A 16068-nucleotide genomic window follows, 5' to 3' on the forward strand; every position below is an offset into this window, starting at 1 on the left:
AATAACTAATTCTATAATATATACAGATAGTTGGATATCTTTTCAGCTTTAATTGGACATGAGGCGCAGCGGTTCATTTCTGATGCGTTGAGCTTTTGCCGTCCCTTCACAGGTTCAGTCGTGACCGGCGCGCATATTGGTCTGCGCCGGCGTGACTGGAGGCAAAAACTATGAACGATGAGAACAATATGAACCCCATCGTCGGCACCGCTGGGCCGGATCCGCTTGTGGGAACGGACGGTGATGACGTCATCCGGGGATTGGCTGGTGACGATGTGCTGACCGGAGGTCTTGGCAACGACACGCTGGACGGTGGCGCGGATATCGACACCGCCGTTTATTCGGATATCGACGTCCCCGTCGAAGTGGATCTGGCTGCCGGCACAGCAACCCGCGAAACCGGGTTCTCGGTTGTGGTCGAGGATCAGCCGCTGGCGTCGCTGACCACACAGCAAAGCCCCACCGAGCTGGTCAGCGAAGCCGCTGCCGGCAACCTGTATTACAACATTCACACAAATGATTTCCCCGGCGGTGAGATCCGGGGTCAGTTGTTGTTGGCCCAGGATGTGACCACGGAAAACGGTGTTCGCACCCTGACGCTGGTGGCCACGCTCGACGCAGCACAGGAGCCGGATGGCGCAAGCGACTCGCTGGCAACCGGAGAAGGCACTGTTGTGATCGTCGTGGACGGCGAAAGCGTGACCTACAGCTCGGATCTGTCGGTGACCGGTCTTGCCACATCCGATCTGTTGCCGGTGGCGGGTGTCAGCGCCATTCACTTGCACAATGCGCCCGCTGGCATCAACGGTCCGGTGATCACGGATATCGTGCAGGATGCGGGTGGTGACGTGAACGGTCTGAACCCGCAGGAAGAAGACGGCAACGTCTTTGATGAGGTGGTAGAGACCGACACTCTGATCGGCATTGAAAACGTCGAAGGTTCGAATGACGCCGATGTGCTGGTGGGCGATGGCAATGCCAATGTCCTGAACGGGAATGATGGCGACGATGTGCTCAGCGGTCTGGGCGGTGCTGACGTGCTGAATGGCGGTGCCGGCGACGATACCCTGTCGGGTGGCGGCGGTGTCGACATTATCGACGGCGGCGAAGGCATCGACACCAACGATTTCGCGAACATCAACCTTGGCGCCGCGGATCCGAGTATTGCGGGCGTTACCGTGGTGGTGAATGCCGACGGCACCGGTACCGCATCCTATAACGGCGGTGGCGGGAACGGCCCGTTGATCGAGGAACAGTTCACGGGCATCGAAAACATCATCGGTTCATCCAACAATGACGATATCCGTGCCCTTGGCGCGGCTCCGAATGACATCGACGGCGGCGCCGGGGATGACTTCATCGCCGGTGGCGGCGGTGTCGATGTGCTGAGCGGTGGCGAAGGCGTCGACACCAACAGCTTCATCAATATCGGTGCCGAAGTGGTGGCCGATCTGGGCTCGGGCAGCGCGGCTTATGCGCCGAACGAGAATGTCACCGTGTTCGAGAATTTCGACGGGTTCGAAAACCTCGACGGCTCGGCCAATGACGACCAGCTGTTCGGCGACGGTGGCGCCAACACCCTGACCGGTAACGAAGGCGACGACCTTCTGGTCGGGGGCGGCGGCAATGACATGCTGGAAGGCGGCGAAGGCAACGATGTCCTGCAGGGCGGCGGTGGCGCCGACACTGTCGACGGCGGCGGAGGCATCGACACGGCGGATTTCCAGGACATCGGCTCGGCCGTGACTGCGGATCTGTCAGCGGGCACCGCGACCTACCAGGGGCCGAATGGTGAAGTGGCCGACACACTGATCGACATCGAGAATCTGACCGGGTCCGACAACGATGACAACCTGACCGGTGACGAGGGTGACAACCTGCTGGCCGGTGGTGCGGGTAACGACACCATCGAAGGTGGCGCGGGTAACGACGTCATTCGCGGTGATGCCATCGGCGATGGCGAGGCGATCACCGTGACCGTGACCAACACGCTGGGCGAGGGCGGTACTTTCCTGACGCCGGTCTGGTTCGGTTTCCACGACGGCGAGAACTTTGACCTGTGGACCGATGGTGAAGCGGCCAGCGGTGGTCTGGAACGCATTGCCGAGGATGGCAGCGTCGAAGGTATCGCAGCCGAGTTCAACCAGGAGGTTGGCGATGGCGGCGTGGACGCCACCATCATCGGCGGCATCGGGGCCCCGGGCCCGATCGATCCGGGCGAAAGCGCCAGCTTCACCCTAAACGTCAACGCCGATCAGGTGGGCCGTGGCTACTTCACCTGGGCGACCATGGTGATCCCGTCGAACGATGCCTTCCTGGCTTCGCCTGACGATCCGCTGACCGATGCGCTGTTTGACGAGGACGGCAATTTTGCCGGTCCGTTGGTCATCGAACGCTTTGGCAGCGACGTTCTGGATGCGGGCACCGAGGTCAACACCGAAGAGGATGCGGCCTTCATCAACCAGACCGCGCGCGATCAGGGCATCGCCGAAAACGGTGTGGTTCGCAGCCACGAGGGGTTCAACGGCTCCGAAGGCAACCCGGACGGCACTCCGGTCAACATCCTGGGCGGCACCACGGCTGCGGGCACCATCGTCGATCCGATCGAGGGCGATTTCACCCGCAATGACGGTGGTGAGCAGTTGCTGCGCATCGTGGTCGATGTTGCCGAAGGCGGAGATGACGAACTGTTCGGTGGTGCCGGAGAGGACATCATCGACGGCGGCCGCGGTGACGACGTGATCGACGGCGGTGCCGACGATGACAACCTCACCGGTGGCGCAGGGCGCGACACGTTCCAGTTCCGTCGTGGAACCGGATCGGACATCGTGGCCGACTTCACCGCAGGGGCCGAGGCGGGCGATTTCCTGGATGTCTCAGACTTTGGCATCACCGGGATCGAGGGCCTGAACATCCGACAGGAAGGCGAGAACACCGTGATCGACCTTGGCGAGGGGGACCAGATCACGCTGGAAGGCGTGGCCCCCAACGAGTTGGAGGCAGGCAACTTTGTCTTTGCCGATGCCCCGGAACCGCCGCAGCCTGAGGTCGAAATTGAAGTGACCAACGGCAACGACGATATCGTAGGTGGCGATGAGGCCGAAACCATCAATGCCGGAAATGGCAACGACATAGTCGAAGCCGGTGGTGGTGACGATGTCGTAAATGGCGGCAACGGCGATGACGACCTCTTTGGTGAGGACGGCAACGACCAGCTTTCGGGCGGAAACGGCGACGACAACCTTGACGGCGGTGAAGGTGCCGATGCGCTTCGGGGCGGTCGCGGCGATGACCTGCTCGAGGGCGGAGACGGTGCCGACCGGATCGAAGGTGGCCGTGGAGATGATGAAATCGAAGGCGGCGCCGGCGACGACATCATCTGTGCCGGGGTCGGTGACGACATCATCAATGGCGGGTTCGGCAACGACCGCCTGGAAGGCAACCGGGGGGCGGACACCTTTGTGTTCGAGGACGACTTCGGTGACGACGTCATCGCCGACTTCGAAGCCTTCGCCAACGGTGACGTTGTGGATCTGACGGCGGTGGATATCGAGTTCGATACCTTCGCCGACCTGGCCGGAGCGATCTCGCAGCAGGGCAACGACGTGGTCATCGACCTCGGGGACGAGGGCTCGATCACTCTGCTGGGTACCCAAGTGGCAGACCTGAACGAGGACAACGTTCTGGTCTAAGCGAACCGGCGGCGGCGGGTCGATGCCTGCCGCTGTCTCTTTTGGTTTCCATCGACGGAGCTACCCATGCCTGCAGAAACATCCCATCGTTCCGAAGTGGCCCGGGCCATCCGGGCCAGCCTTCCCGGTTTGGTTTCGGTCGGCGCGTTCAGCATGATCATCAACCTGATGATGCTGACCGGCCCGTTGTTCATGATCCTGGTCTATGACCGGGCCCTTCCCAGCGGCAGCGTTCCGACCTTGATCGGGCTGTCCGTGCTGATGATCGGGCTTTACGCGGTGTTCGGACTGCTCTCGCAGGTCAGATCCCGGTTGCTGATGCGAATTGGCAACCGGATCGGCAACCGGCTGCAGGAACGTGTCTTTTCGGCGCAGCTTGCACAGGCATCCAGCCAGGGTGGGGCCAAGGGGCAGGATTCCATGCGCGATCTGAACACGATCCGCGAATTCATGGGGGGCCAGACGCCAGCAGTGCTGTTCGATGTGCCCTGGACTCCGATCTATCTGCTGTGTGCTTATGTCCTGCATCCCTATCTTGGCTATGCGGGCCTTGCGGGCGTTATCTTTCTGGTTTTCGTCGCCATCCTGAACAACGCGCTGTCCCAGCGGGGCGTCAAACGCGCGTCACAGGATCAAAACCGTGCCGCCCGCCTGATGTCAGACGTCGCCCGCAACCACGAGGTGATCAGCGCAATGAACATGGGCGGCGATCTCTATTCCCGCTGGAGCGCGTTGCAGAACAAGGCGTTGGTCGAACAGAGCCGGACAAGCGATTTGGTTTCCGATCTTTCGGTGTTGTCGCGGACCATCCGTATGCTGCTGCAATCGGTGGTACTTGGGTTGGGCGCCTATCTGGCCATTGGTGGTGATCTGAGTGCTGGCTCGATCATCGCCGCCTCGGTTCTGGTCGGCCGCGCGCTGGCCCCGGCTGAGCAGGCGATTTCAGGCTGGCGGCAATGCGTGGCAGCCGCCGGTGCCCGGGCGAGGCTTGAAAAGCTTCTGGCGACCAATCCCGTGGTTGGAAGCAGCATCCAGCTCCCGCATCCCAAGGGCGATATCGAACTGAAGGGGGTGTTCGCCGCCGCCCCGGGTGGGACGGTTCCGATCCTGAAAAACGTCAGCCTGTCTCTGAAGGCAGGCGAGGTTCTAGCCGTCATCGGGGCAAGCGGATCGGGCAAGTCCACGTTGGCCCGGGTGATCGTCGGCGCGTGGCCCGCGATACGAGGGCATGTACGGATCGACCGCGCCGATATCGCGTATTGGAATGCGATCCAGTTACGCGACGCAATCGGGTATCTGCCACAATCCGTCGAGCTGTTCGATGGCACGGTGCGCGAAAACATCGCCCGGTTTCAGGCAGATGCAGAAGATCAGGACATTATTGCCGCCGCCAAGGGCGCCAACGTCCACGACCTGATCCTGAACCTGCCGAATGCCTATGACACCTTGCTGGGAGAAGGCGGCAGCGCCCTTTCAGGCGGTGAGCGGCAGCGGATCGGGCTGGCCCGCGTGCTCTACAAAAGTCCCTCGGCCGTGGTGTTGGACGAACCAAATGCCAATCTCGATGCCGCAGGCATGACCGCGTTGCACATGACGATCGAACGGCTCAAGTCGGCGGGCAAAACCGTGATCCTGATTGCGCATCGCCAAGGCGCGCTGGCGCTGGCCGATAAGGTGTTGGTGCTGGACAAGGGGCAGGTTTCGGCCTTTGGCCCGCGCGAGGACGTGCTGAACACCTACTCCCGGAACCGTGCCCGCAAGGCCGAAACGGTCAGCAAAGAGGAGCTGAAGGATGCCTGAGAACAAGACAAGATCCCATTCCCTTCCGAATGGTCGCACAGGTGGCTGGACGTTCTTTGGTCTGATCGTAAGCGTTGGACTGCTGGGCGGGCTGGCTGCGTGGAGCATGAAAACCAGCATCGACGGCGCAGTGATCGCGCCGGGGATGGTCGGGCTCGAGACCAGCCGGCAAGTGGTTCAGCACCTAGAGGGTGGTATTATTTCCGAAATTCTTGTGCGGGAGGATGAGAGAGTTGTCCAAGGACAGGTCTTGATCGAGCTGGATACGACCCAGGATCAGGCCGAGCTCAATGCCGCGACCAGCCAGCTTACGACCTTGGCGGTTCGTCAGGCCCGGCTTGCCGCCGAACTGGAGCCGGCGGAGTTCCCGACGGCGAATCTTTCATCCCTTGACGGCGCCGGAGACATCATTCTGGCGGAAAGCAGGTTGTTTGCGAACCGGGCGGCCTCGGCTCAGGCCAATACCGAACTGTTGCAGGCCCGCAGAAAAGCGCTTGAGGCGCAGATCAACGGCCTTCTCAGTCAGAACCTGTCGCTGGAGGCGGATATGGAACTGACGCAAGAAGAGCTAGCATCGATAACTCCGTTGCAACAGAAAGGATTGCTGCCGGTTACTCGCGTGCTTGAGGTGCGCCGGAACATTCTGAACATCGAGGCGGGCTTGTCGGGAAACGCCGCCCAGATCGAAAGTCTGTGGTCGCAGATCGCTGAGGTGGATAGCGAGTTGAGCAGCGCCGAGGCCGCGTGGCGAGAGCAGATTTCCGCGGACCTTGCCGAGGTCGATCAGCAATTGCGCGAGTTGCGTGAGCGGCGTGTCACGCTGAACGACCGTCTGCGGCGCAGCAGGATCGTGGCGCCCCGGGACGGGAAGATCCTGAACCTGGCTTTTCACACACAAGGCGGCGTGGTTGCGCCGGGTCAGGTCTTGCTGGAGATTGTGCCGGTTGAGGAGAATACGGTTTTGATGGCCAACATTCCCGTCACGGAGATCGATCGGGTTGCGACCGGACAGGATGCGACGGTGCGTCTGACTGCGTTCAACCTGAACGAAGTGCCTGAGTTGCAGGGAAAGATCGCCACTGTTTCTGCCGATACGCTGACCGATCCGGCAACGAACATCCCCTATTACAGCGCGGAAATTGCCATAGAGGCAGCTGAGTTTGATCGGCTGGGCGATCTGCACCTGGTGCCCGGGATGCCCGCCGACGTGATGATTTCGACGGGTGAGCGCCGGGTAGCGTCCTATCTGACCCGCCCGATTTACAATGCGTATTCGCGGACGTTCCGGGATGAATGAAGTCGGGTTTCGGACTGCGTGGCTGACGACCGAGTAGCACTGAGCGAAGGGGGCGGTCTTAAAACAACGCCTGCACGCGCCGGATTTCTTTGGTGAGAACCCGAGCGAAGCTATCCGCCAAAATCGAAGGGGGACGGTGGGCAGGGCGTAGGATCGACACTTGTAGCACGACACGCGGGGTGAAGGGGCGGAAGACGATGCTGCTTTCCCCGCCCAGTGCCTCGATATGGCCGGCCGCGGTGATTGGATCGCAGACGCAATAACACAACCCGTTTTCCACCAGCGACATCGCCGGGTGGAAATTCCGCAGCTCGAACCGCTGGTTGAACCGCGCGCCCTGTGCCTTGAACGCGGCCTGGGTGTCGATCAGGTTCGGATGCCCCTCGGGGAGCGCTGCCATCGGGGCGTTGTCCAGATCGCTGGCGGTGATCTGTGCCTGTGCCGCCAGCGGGTCCGAAGCGGGCAGGGCGCAGACGCAGGCCATCTCGAAATCCTCGCTCAGCGTGGCCTTGGAGACGGCGGGGGTCTCGGTCACTCCGATGTCGTATTGCTGCGAGGCGATCCATTCCTCGATCACCGATGAGGCGCGCATCATCAGCGACACTTTCACGTCCGGCTTGTCCTTCAGGAACCCGGCGATCAGCTGCGGCATCACCACCAGCGCGGCGGCGGGCATACAGGCGATGTTCAGCCGCCCCTGCGACATGGTGCCGATCTCGTGCATGGTGCGGGTGGAGAGCGCCAGCCGGTCCAGGATCGCCTCGGCCTCACCGATGAAGTACCGCGCCTCGGGCGTCGGCACCATCTTGCCGCGCTGGCGGCGGAACAGGGCGATGCCCAGCTCGGCCTCGAGATTGGCGATAAGGGCGCTGACCGCAGGCTGCGTGCGGGCGAGGATTCGCGCCGCGTCCGAGACCGACCCGGTGCGCATCACCTCGCGAAAGGCCTGCAGCTGGCGAAAACTCAGATTCATGGCGCCTTGATTTCCCTCGGGTTTCTTCAAGCCCATAAAGCAACTCTATTCCTTAATCAATTTATTCGTTTTGACTTAATGGGCGCCGCACTTGAGTTTCTCCACCACGGATGCACCACCCGCATCCCGAAAAACGGAGGGGGAGATGAACAGGGCTTCGAGTATCATTCTGACGGTGCTGATCTGCCTGGTGGCGTTGGGCCAGTTCGTGCAGGTGATCACCCGCTATGTGCTGGAAATTCCGGTGATGGGGCTTGAGGAAAGCCTGCTCTATCCCACGCTCTGGCTCTACATGCTGGGGGCGGTCAACGCCTCACGCGAGAACACCCATATACGGGCCAATGTGCTTGAGATCTTCCTGACGACCGAGCGCCAGCATCAGGTGCTGGCCATCATTGGCGAGGTGATCAGCCTGATCGTCGGCTGCTGGCTGACCATGTGGGCCTGGGATTTCACCAAATATTCGCTGCGGGTCTGGCGTGAGAGCCCGACGCTCTACCTGCCGACCTTCTATGTCGATATCGCCCTGACCGCCGGGCTGGTGCTGATGATGCTGTTCACCGCCTGGCACCTGTTGCTGCACCTGCGTGCCGTGTTCGGCCCCGCCGTGGCAGAGCCGCAGCCCGTACCGGTCCCGTCCGCAGACCCCCGCAAGGAGAATTGAGATGGTTGAAATCGCGCTCCTCGCGGTTCTGGTTCTGGTCGTCCTGCTGACCCTCGGCGTGCCGCTGCCCTATTGTTTCGGCGCCGGGCTGATGGTGATGTATTACGTCGGCGACGTGGTGATGAAGGGCAACATGCTCTGGGGGTTCCAGCAACTGGGCAACCCGGTGTTGCTGGCCATCCCGCTCTTCGTGCTGGCCGGAACCATCATGAGCGTCTCGGGCATCGCCGCCAGCCTGCTGAACTTCGTCAACATCTTCATCGGCCACCTGCGCGGCGGTCTGGGTGTGGTGGCCACCGTGTCCTGCGCGCTCATCGGCGCCATTTCCGGCTCGGGCCTAACCGGCGTCGCTGCCATCGGCCCGCTGCTGATCCCCGAGATGGAGAAACAGGGCTACCCCCGCGAATACGCCACGGCCCTTATCGCCAATGCCTCGTTGCTGGGTCTGTTGATCCCGCCCTCGGTCACCATGATCGTCTACGGCTGGGTCACCGACACCTCGATCCTGGCGTGCTTTCTGGCCACGCTCGGCCCCGGCCTGCTGATCATGGCCAGCTTTTCGGCGGTCAACATCCGCATGGCCCGCCGGTTCCCGCTGCAGCTGAACGAGCCGCTGAAAGGGGGGGCTTTCCTCTTCGAGGCGACCAGCCGCGGCCTCAGGGCCACCCCGGCACTGCTGATGCCGGTGATCATCCTGGGCGGCATCTATGGCGGCATCATGACCCCGACCGAGGCCGCCGCGCTGGCCGTGATCTACGCGATCCCGGTGGGTTTCTTGATCTACAAGGGGCTCGACATCCGCACCTTCCTCGGCGCCGGGCGCGAGGCCGCGACCTCGGTGGGCGCGATCATGCTGATGATCCTGTTCTCGATGATCCTGTCCCAGATGTTCGTGCTGGAAAGCGTGCCGCAGGCCATCGTGCAGGCGATCTTTGCGATCACCGAGAACAAGGCGCTGCTGCTGGTGCTGATCAACATCCTGCTGTTTCTGGTGGGCATGGTGGTCAATGACGTGACCGCCATCATCCTGATCGCACCGCTGCTGTTGCCGCTGATGCAGGCGATCGGCGTCAGCCCGATCCAGTTCGCCGCGATCATGGGCGTCAACACCGCCATGGGCGGGGTGACGCCGCCCTATGCCTCGATCCTCTATCTGGGCGCGCGCATCGGGCAGGTGCCGGTGACCAAGGTCATCCGCCCCGCCATGACCCTCATTCTGCTGGGCTATCTGCCGGTGGTGTTCCTGACCAGCTTCTGGCCGGACCTGTCGATGTGGCTGCCCCGCGTCTTTGGCTACTGAGCCGCAAACTTCATCACTCACGGAGGAGACAAACCCAATGATGAACGTCCTGAAATCCACCGCGATGGCCGCTGCCGTCCTGGCAACCGCCGGCATCGCTGCCGCCGATACGCTGAAGATCAGCCATATCCGCCCGCAGGGCGCCACCATCGACAACGAGCTGCGCGCCTTTGCTGAAGGTCTGTCGGGTGCCACCGACGGCTCGCTGGAGCTGAACCTGTTCCCGGCTTCGGCGCTGGGCGACTATACCTCGGTGCAGGAACGCATCTCGGTCGGCGCCATCGACATGGCCGTGCAGCCCGCCGCCACCGCCGTTGACCGCCGCATGCAGATCTCGGCCTTTCCCTACGTCGCCTCAAACTGGGCCGAGGCCAAGAAGATCTACGGCCCCGGCGGCGCCATCTATGACGCGATGAAAGAGCTGTATGCCAAGCAGGACATCACCATGCTGGCCGCCTACCCGGTCTATTTCGGCGGTGTGGCGCTGAACACCGACGCCGTGAACCCCGGCGACCCGACCGCCGCCAAGGGCATCAAGGTGCGCGTGCCCGGCATCAAAAGCTTTCAGCTGACCGCCGACGCGCTGGGCTATATCTCGTCGCCCATCCCGTTCTCCGAGGCGTTCACTGCCGTTCAGACCGGTGTGGTTGACGGTGTCGTGGGCTCGGGCGCCGAGGGCTACTATGCCTCGTTCCGCGACGTGACCACCACCTATGTGCCGGTGAACACGCATTTCGAGGTCTGGTACATGATCATCAATTCCGGCACCCTCGCGGAACTCAGCGACGAAGACCGTGCTGCGCTGGAGCAGGCCGCCGTCGCGTTCGAAGCCACGCGCTGGGAAACCGCTGAGGCCGATCAGGGCGCGTTCGAACAGAAGCTGGCCGATAACGGCGCCAACATCGTCCCGCTCAGCGACGAAGAGCTGGCCGCGACCGCCGATCACGTCCGCGCGCAGGTCTGGCCGCAGGTTCTGGAAGATGTGGGCAAGGATTGGGGTCAATCCATCCTGGACAAGATCGCTCAATAAGGCGGTCTGGCCCGCCCATAGGGAAAGGGGCGTCCTCCCCACCCCTTTCCCCCCTTATTTCACCGACGGAGGCCCCGATGTTTCAGTCTTTGCGCAAACCCGGCGGTGCCCGGGTGATCCTTACCGTGAATGGCCGGCAGGTTGAGGCCGCGCCCGGTCAATCGGTCTGGTCCGCCATGGCACTGGATGGTCGGACAGAGACCCGCCGGGCGGCCCTCTCGGGCGAGACCCGCAGTGCCTATTGCGCCATGGGCGTCTGCTTTGAATGCATGGTCGAGATCGACGGGCTGCCCAACCAGCAGGCCTGCCTGCGCCGGGTTGCCGAGGGCATGGTGGTGACCACGCAGGAGATTACCGAGACGACCGGGGCCGGTGATGCAGGCCTTTGACTGCGCCATCGTCGGGGCTGGACCGGCGGGCATGTCCGCCGCGATCCGTCTGGCCCGGGGCGGTGCAACCGTCGCTGTGCTTGACCGGGCCACCCGCGCGGGCGGCCAGATCTACCGCGCGGCGGCGGACAACCCCTTGCCAGATGCCGCTGCGCTGGGTCCGGACTATACAGAGGGCGCCGCACTGATCGCCGAGTTCGAACGCGCCGACATCACCTATTTCACGCAGGCCGACGCCTGGCATCTGGGCGATGACGGCCGCGTCCTGTTCTCGCATCAGGGCGACACGCGCGAGTTGCATTGCCGCGAAATGCTGCTCTGCCCCGGCGCGATGGAGCGGCCCATGCCGATCCCCGGCTGGACCCTGCCCGGAGTGATGACCGCCGGCGCCGCGCAGGTGATGCTGAAATCTGATGCGATGGTGGCCGGGGGCGCTATCTTTACCGGGTCCGGCCCGCTGCTATACCTGATTGTGGCGCAATACCTGCGCCTTGGTGTGCCGGTGGCGGCGCTGGTCGACACCACCCCGCGCCGGAATTATCTGGACGCCGCCCCGCTGCTGCCCCGCGCCCTGCGCTGCCTGCCGATGCTGACAAAGGGGCTGAGCCTGTTGCGCGAAATCCGCGCCGCCGGGGTCAGGACCTATCGCGGCGCCCACAATCTGCGGGTGCTGGGGACGGAGCGCGCCGAGGGTCTGCGGTTCAACGCGGGTGGCCGTAGCCATGACATCGCGGCCGACACCGTGTTTCTGCACCATGGCGTGCAGCCCAACCTCAACATGACCCGCGCCATGGATCTGGCCCATCGCTGGAACCCGGAGCAGCTCTCCTGGCAGGTCGAGACCGATGCCTTCGGCCAAAGCTCGGTGCCCCATGTCTCGGTCGCGGGTGATGGGGCGGGGATCGTCGGTGCCGATGGCGCCCGCGCGGCGGGCCGTCTGGCCGCGCTCAACATCCTGTGCCGGCTGGGCCGCCTGCCGCGGGCGGATCGCGACCGTGCCGCCGCCCCCGATCTGGCCGCGCGCGCCGCAATGGCGCCGTTCCGCGCCTTCATCGACCGGCTCTACCGCCCCACCGACGCGCTGCGGCTGCCACAGGACCCGGCCACGCTGGTCTGCCGGTGCGAGGAACAGAGCCTCGCCCAGTTACGTGCCGGTTTCGACCAGGGCGCCAGTGATCCCAACGCGCTGAAATCGCTGACCCGCTGCGGCATGGGCCCGTGTCAAGGCCGCCAATGCGGGCATATCGTGGCGGGACTGCTCTCGGACTGGCGCGGCGAGCCGCCCGAGGCGGTGGGGTACTATCGCCTGCGCAGCCCGCAGCGCCTGCTGACCCTCGACGAACTCAGCCGCTTTCACGCGGCCTCGGCGCAGGCACGGGCGGAGGCTGCGGAATGAAGGCGGATGTTCTGATTATCGGCGGCGGCATTCAGGGCTGCGCCACGGCCTATCATCTGGCACGTCGGGGCGTCTCGGTCATCGTGCTGGAAAAGGACTATGTGGCACGCAACGCTTCGGGCGTGAACGCGGGCGGCGTGCGTCTGCTGGGCCGCGACATGGCCGAAGTGCCGCTGTCGAAGGCGTCGATGGAGATGTGGCAGGCGCTTAGCGAAGAATTGGGTCACGACACCGGGTTCCGCCGTCAGGGTCTGATCAACATCGCCGTGGATGAGGCCGACATGGACACCTTGCGCGCCCGCGAGGCGAAGATGCGGGCCGAGGGCTATGCCCATGAGCGCATCATTTGCCGCGACGAGCTGCGCGCGCGCCTGCCGCATGTGAACCCCGATTGTGTGGGCGGAGTGACCTCGGAACTGGACGGCTATGCGATCCCCTACAAGGCCACCAGCGCGTTTCGCCTCGCCGCCGAACGCCATGGCGCCCGCGTTGTCGAGGGCGAAGAGTTGCTGAGTCTGCGTCGTGTCGGCGGCAGCTGGCTGGCGCAGGGGTCAACCACCCGGTTCGAGGCGGACACCGTCGTCAACTGCGCCGGGGCCTGGGCCGACCGGATCGCGCTGATGATCGGTGACAACGTACCGCTCAGCCATGCCGCACCGATGCTGATGATCACCGCGCGGATGCCGCATTTCGCCAAACCGGTGGTGGGTGCGGTCAGCCGCCAACTCAGCTTCAAGCAGTTCGGGAACGGCACTATCCTCATCGGCGGCGGCGCCAAGGGCTTTGCCGACCGTGCCGCCGGCCGCACCCGGCTGGACTATGCCAAGCTTGCCGCCGCCGCCCGCACCACCGCCGAGTTCTTTCCCATAATGCGCCGCGCCGCCATCAACCGCATGTGGGCGGGGCTCGAGGCCTATATGCCCGACAACCTGCCGGTTATCGGACCGGCGGTGAACGCGGCCCGCGCCTTTCACGCCTTCGGCTTTTCCGCGCACGGGTTCCAGATGGGGCCGGTGGTGGGGCAGGTCATGGCCGATCTGGTTACGACCGGGCACTCGCAGTTTCCGCTTGGCGCCTTCCGCATCGACCGTTACGACCGCAAGGTCCTTTGACCCGTGAAGACAGGAGCACGAAGAATGACCATCACCCGTATGGAAACCGGCCAGCGCATGAGCAAGATCGTCAAGCATAACGGCACAGTCTATCTGTGCGGTCAGGTGGGGGAGGGCAACACCGTCGCGGACCAGACCCGCGACTGCCTGTCCCGGGTCGAGGCGTTGCTGGAACAGGCCGGGTCCGACAAGACCCACATCCTGCAGGCTGTCATCTGGCTGGCCGACATGAAGGACTTTGCCGAGATGAACGCCGTCTGGGACGCCTGGGTGCCCGCAGGCCACGCCCCCGCCCGCGCCTGCGGCGAAGCCAAACTGGCGCGCGAGGCCTTGAAGGTGGAGATTATCGTGACGGCGGCCGAACTCTTGTAAGTCGATAGGTCGTGTTTGAGCGGCACGCCTCCATGCGAGGTGTCGGAAGATGCTTGATCAGCGACTGCAGCGGCTGCACCATCGTACTTCCCGTCAACTGAAGCGGACGCGCGAGACCCTTACGGTCGAGCGCGTCCGCCTGATGTTTCTCAAAACCCACTGCTGTCATCCGGGTCGTCTGGCGAAATGGTATTCGCAGTTCGATCTCGGCCGCAGCAGCTCCTGAAAGCACTTGGGTGCTGAAGATTTGCCAGAGGATCAGTCCATTCTGGCTTTGGCCTCCTCTTCGAACACCCTGGCTAATCGTTCCGGCGTCCGTGCGGCGGCTTCGTCTGCCTCCATCTCCTGTTTTTCGATCCGGGCCTGCTTGATGTGGAAGAAAAGCCAGAACGCCAGCCCGGCCAGGAAAAGAATGAACTCTGTCCCGACCATCGGATAGATCGGTCCGATTTGCGACAGGTCGGCTCCTGCCCAGGTTTCTACAGCTGTAGTCGACATGGGTGTTTCCTCCTTACGTCAGCAGTCCGAGGCGCTTGGCCTCTTCGATGTCGGCTTGCGACACCTCGATCGAGTCGGCCTCTTCGGCAAACTCCTCGCTCATGTCGAGCCCGACGAGTTCAACAGCCGGCGGCACACGCAGCATACCCAGGCCCATCAGGATCTTTGAAACGATCCAGGCGGGGATAAAGCCGAGCACGATGAACATGATGCAGGCACCGATGAACTGACCCCATGGCGAGATCGTTGCGACTTCGGCATGATACGCTGCCGTCGCCGGGTGACCCCAAAGCATGAAGCCGGCGATCACAAGGCCGATGAAACCGGCATAGCCATGCACAGCAACCGCGCCGACGGGATCGTCGATCTTGAAGCGACGCTCGACCCAGAAGTGCAGCTTGTACGCCGCCCAGGCACCAATCGCGCCGATCAGCATCGCCTGAATCGGATGATAGAGGTCGTTACCGGCAGAGGCCGTGATAACCCCGGCCAGACCGGCGGAATAGGTCCAGAACGCTTCGCCGTTGGACACGATGTAGCCCATGATCAGTCCACCTGACAGCGACATCAGGAAGTTGAACACAATCGCCGACAGAGTAGTTGGCGTCAGGTAGATCGTGGTCGCGGTGAAGCTCACCACTCCTTCGGCTCCGCCGAGCGACCCATGATCGATGATCGGCACGTTGCAGGCGACATAGAAACCCCAGAAACCCGTGTAGATCAGGAAGAGCCCGATCGTCACCAGCCACTTGTTGTGCGGATTGATGTTGCGCGGGGTTCCGTCGGGCGCGAACTTGCCGATACGCGGCCCCAGCACGACGATCACACCCAGCGCAAAACCACCGGCGATGGCATGGATCACGCCAGACGCATAGGCGTCGTGATAGCCCAACTGCGTCACCATCCAACCATCGGGGTGCCAGCCCCAAGCCGCGTCGATGATCCAGGTGAACGATCCGATCACGACGGCCAGAATCCAGAAGGCCGATGGGCGGATGCGCTCGATTGTGGCCCCCGAGACGATTGATGCCGCCGTCCAGGAAAACAGTAGGAAAGCAGCCCAGAAGACGCCGTTCAGGCGGTTCCAGAAACTGTTCCCCAACTCGGCCCCGTAGCCTTGCGCGGACTCAAGTGCGGGCCCCGGTCCCCCCATATGAGTGCCCATCAGCTCGCTCCATGGCACCGCGTTGTCGCTTTGCGTGATGCCGCCGGTGATGCCGGGGCCGTTCGGGAACGCGAAGTAGATCCACCAGCCAAAGAAGAAGAACGTCACCGTCACGAGCGGAATCAGCATCGTGTTCTTCATGAGTGTGTGAATGTGGTTCTTGTGGCGGGTTGCACCCACCTCGTACATACAGAATCCCACGTGGATCAGGAACATTAACGGTACAGTGACCCAATAGTAGAATTCGGTGAAGATTACTGTGAGCGCACCAATATCGGTATCCACTTAATATCTCCCTCTGGTTTTCGGGACGATATTGTTCTGTGTAGACCCGATCCGCGTTGCGGTCCGGGCTTGTTTTTGGGGGAGTTCGTCCCTCG

The 16068-nt window shown here is 63.0% G+C and carries 14 protein-coding genes; 11 read left to right on the forward strand and 3 right to left on the reverse strand.

The features are described 5' to 3' along the window. The first annotated feature begins 170 nt into the window (after window positions 1-170). The 3 genes from AB3N21_RS05080 to AB3N21_RS05090 all read left to right on the forward strand — a co-directional run bounded on the left by AB3N21_RS05080 (window position 171) and on the right by AB3N21_RS05090 (window position 6789). Window positions 171-3692 carry a spondin domain-containing protein gene (locus AB3N21_RS05080; RefSeq protein WP_367934188.1) on the forward strand — a complete coding sequence of 1174 codons (3522 nt, stop codon included), beginning with the start codon at window positions 171-173 and terminating at the stop codon, window positions 3690-3692. Window positions 3693-3758: 66 nt separating this feature from the next. Further along, window positions 3759-5492 (forward strand): type I secretion system permease/ATPase, encoded by a 1734-nt coding sequence (locus AB3N21_RS05085; protein ID WP_367934189.1) that lies wholly within the window; start codon window positions 3759-3761, stop codon window positions 5490-5492. Continuing rightward, window positions 5485-6789, forward strand: coding sequence for an HlyD family type I secretion periplasmic adaptor subunit (locus AB3N21_RS05090; RefSeq protein ID WP_367934190.1), 1305 nt, complete (start codon window positions 5485-5487; stop codon window positions 6787-6789). The genes AB3N21_RS05085 and AB3N21_RS05090 overlap by 8 nt, the downstream gene beginning before the upstream one ends. Before the next feature lie 58 nt (window positions 6790-6847). On the opposite strand, the gene AB3N21_RS05095 is transcribed toward AB3N21_RS05090, so the two are convergent. Next, window positions 6848-7762, reverse strand: coding sequence for a LysR substrate-binding domain-containing protein (locus AB3N21_RS05095; protein WP_367934191.1), 915 nt, complete (start codon window positions 7760-7762; stop codon window positions 6848-6850). A gap of 145 nt (window positions 7763-7907) precedes the next feature. Here AB3N21_RS05095 and AB3N21_RS05100 point away from each other — a divergent pair, with 145 nt between their 5' ends. The 8 genes from AB3N21_RS05100 (at window position 7908) to AB3N21_RS05135 (ending at window position 14251) form a co-directional block, all read left to right on the forward strand. Then, window positions 7908-8426 carry a TRAP transporter small permease gene (locus tag AB3N21_RS05100; RefSeq protein WP_367934192.1) on the forward strand — a complete coding sequence of 173 codons (519 nt, stop codon included), beginning with the start codon at window positions 7908-7910 and terminating at the stop codon, window positions 8424-8426. A gap of 1 nt (window position 8427) precedes the next feature. Next, on the forward strand, window positions 8428-9726 hold the full coding sequence (locus AB3N21_RS05105; RefSeq protein ID WP_367934193.1) for a TRAP transporter large permease: 1299 nt from the start codon (window positions 8428-8430) through the stop codon (window positions 9724-9726). A gap of 37 nt (window positions 9727-9763) precedes the next feature. Beyond that, window positions 9764-10756, forward strand: a complete 993-nt coding sequence (gene dctP / locus AB3N21_RS05110) for a TRAP transporter substrate-binding protein DctP (RefSeq protein WP_367934194.1) — start codon at window positions 9764-9766, stop codon at window positions 10754-10756. Window positions 10757-10833: 77 nt separating this feature from the next. Then, the gene (locus tag AB3N21_RS05115) at window positions 10834-11145 is read left to right on the forward strand and encodes a (2Fe-2S)-binding protein (RefSeq protein ID WP_367934195.1); all 312 of its coding nucleotides are present in this window, start codon (window positions 10834-10836) and stop codon (window positions 11143-11145) included. Continuing rightward, window positions 11132-12541: an FAD-dependent oxidoreductase gene (locus AB3N21_RS05120; RefSeq protein ID WP_367934196.1), complete on the forward strand. Its 1410-nt coding sequence runs from the start codon at window positions 11132-11134 to the stop codon at window positions 12539-12541. The genes AB3N21_RS05115 and AB3N21_RS05120 overlap by 14 nt, the downstream gene beginning before the upstream one ends. Beyond that, entirely contained in the window at window positions 12538-13653 is a 1116-nt protein-coding gene (locus AB3N21_RS05125) for an NAD(P)/FAD-dependent oxidoreductase (protein WP_367934197.1), read from the forward strand. Before AB3N21_RS05120 ends, AB3N21_RS05125 begins: the two co-directional genes overlap by 4 nt. Before the next feature lie 24 nt (window positions 13654-13677). Next, the gene (locus tag AB3N21_RS05130) at window positions 13678-14025 is read left to right on the forward strand and encodes a RidA family protein (RefSeq protein WP_367934198.1); all 348 of its coding nucleotides are present in this window, start codon (window positions 13678-13680) and stop codon (window positions 14023-14025) included. 49 nt (window positions 14026-14074) lie between these two features. After that, window positions 14075-14251 carry a hypothetical protein gene (locus AB3N21_RS05135; RefSeq protein ID WP_367934199.1) on the forward strand — a complete coding sequence of 59 codons (177 nt, stop codon included), beginning with the start codon at window positions 14075-14077 and terminating at the stop codon, window positions 14249-14251. A gap of 32 nt (window positions 14252-14283) precedes the next feature. Here AB3N21_RS05135 and AB3N21_RS05140 read toward each other — a convergent pair whose 3' ends face one another. Continuing rightward, window positions 14284-14523 carry a hypothetical protein gene (locus AB3N21_RS05140; protein ID WP_367934200.1) on the reverse strand — a complete coding sequence of 80 codons (240 nt, stop codon included), beginning with the start codon at window positions 14521-14523 and terminating at the stop codon, window positions 14284-14286. Between the two features lie 13 nt (window positions 14524-14536). Then, the gene (locus AB3N21_RS05145; protein ID WP_367934201.1) at window positions 14537-15973 is read right to left on the reverse strand and encodes an ammonium transporter; all 1437 of its coding nucleotides are present in this window, start codon (window positions 15971-15973) and stop codon (window positions 14537-14539) included. Window positions 15974-16068 lie beyond the last annotated feature (95 nt).

The organism is Ruegeria sp. (assembly GCF_040830605.1).
Lineage (GTDB): Bacteria > Pseudomonadota > Alphaproteobacteria > Rhodobacterales > Rhodobacteraceae > Ruegeria.

Excerpts from the sequence above, each read along its gene's own strand:
- AB3N21_RS05080 (WP_367934188.1), top strand. The coding sequence starts at position 171 with ATGAACGATGAGAACAATATGAACCCCATCGTCGGCACCGCTGGGCCG.
- AB3N21_RS05085 (WP_367934189.1), top strand. The coding sequence starts at position 3,759 with ATGCCTGCAGAAACATCCCATCGTTCCGAAGTGGCCCGGGCCATCCGG.
- AB3N21_RS05090 (WP_367934190.1), top strand. The coding sequence starts at position 5,485 with ATGCCTGAGAACAAGACAAGATCCCATTCCCTTCCGAATGGTCGCACA.
- AB3N21_RS05095 (WP_367934191.1), bottom strand. The coding sequence starts at position 7,762 with ATGAATCTGAGTTTTCGCCAGCTGCAGGCCTTTCGCGAGGTGATGCGC.
- AB3N21_RS05100 (WP_367934192.1), top strand. The coding sequence starts at position 7,908 with ATGAACAGGGCTTCGAGTATCATTCTGACGGTGCTGATCTGCCTGGTG.
- AB3N21_RS05105 (WP_367934193.1), top strand. The coding sequence starts at position 8,428 with ATGGTTGAAATCGCGCTCCTCGCGGTTCTGGTTCTGGTCGTCCTGCTG.
- dctP (WP_367934194.1), top strand. The coding sequence starts at position 9,764 with ATGATGAACGTCCTGAAATCCACCGCGATGGCCGCTGCCGTCCTGGCA.
- AB3N21_RS05115 (WP_367934195.1), top strand. The coding sequence starts at position 10,834 with ATGTTTCAGTCTTTGCGCAAACCCGGCGGTGCCCGGGTGATCCTTACC.
- AB3N21_RS05120 (WP_367934196.1), top strand. The coding sequence starts at position 11,132 with ATGCAGGCCTTTGACTGCGCCATCGTCGGGGCTGGACCGGCGGGCATG.
- AB3N21_RS05125 (WP_367934197.1), top strand. The coding sequence starts at position 12,538 with ATGAAGGCGGATGTTCTGATTATCGGCGGCGGCATTCAGGGCTGCGCC.
- AB3N21_RS05130 (WP_367934198.1), top strand. The coding sequence starts at position 13,678 with ATGACCATCACCCGTATGGAAACCGGCCAGCGCATGAGCAAGATCGTC.
- AB3N21_RS05135 (WP_367934199.1), top strand. The coding sequence starts at position 14,075 with ATGCTTGATCAGCGACTGCAGCGGCTGCACCATCGTACTTCCCGTCAA.
- AB3N21_RS05140 (WP_367934200.1), bottom strand. The coding sequence starts at position 14,523 with ATGTCGACTACAGCTGTAGAAACCTGGGCAGGAGCCGACCTGTCGCAA.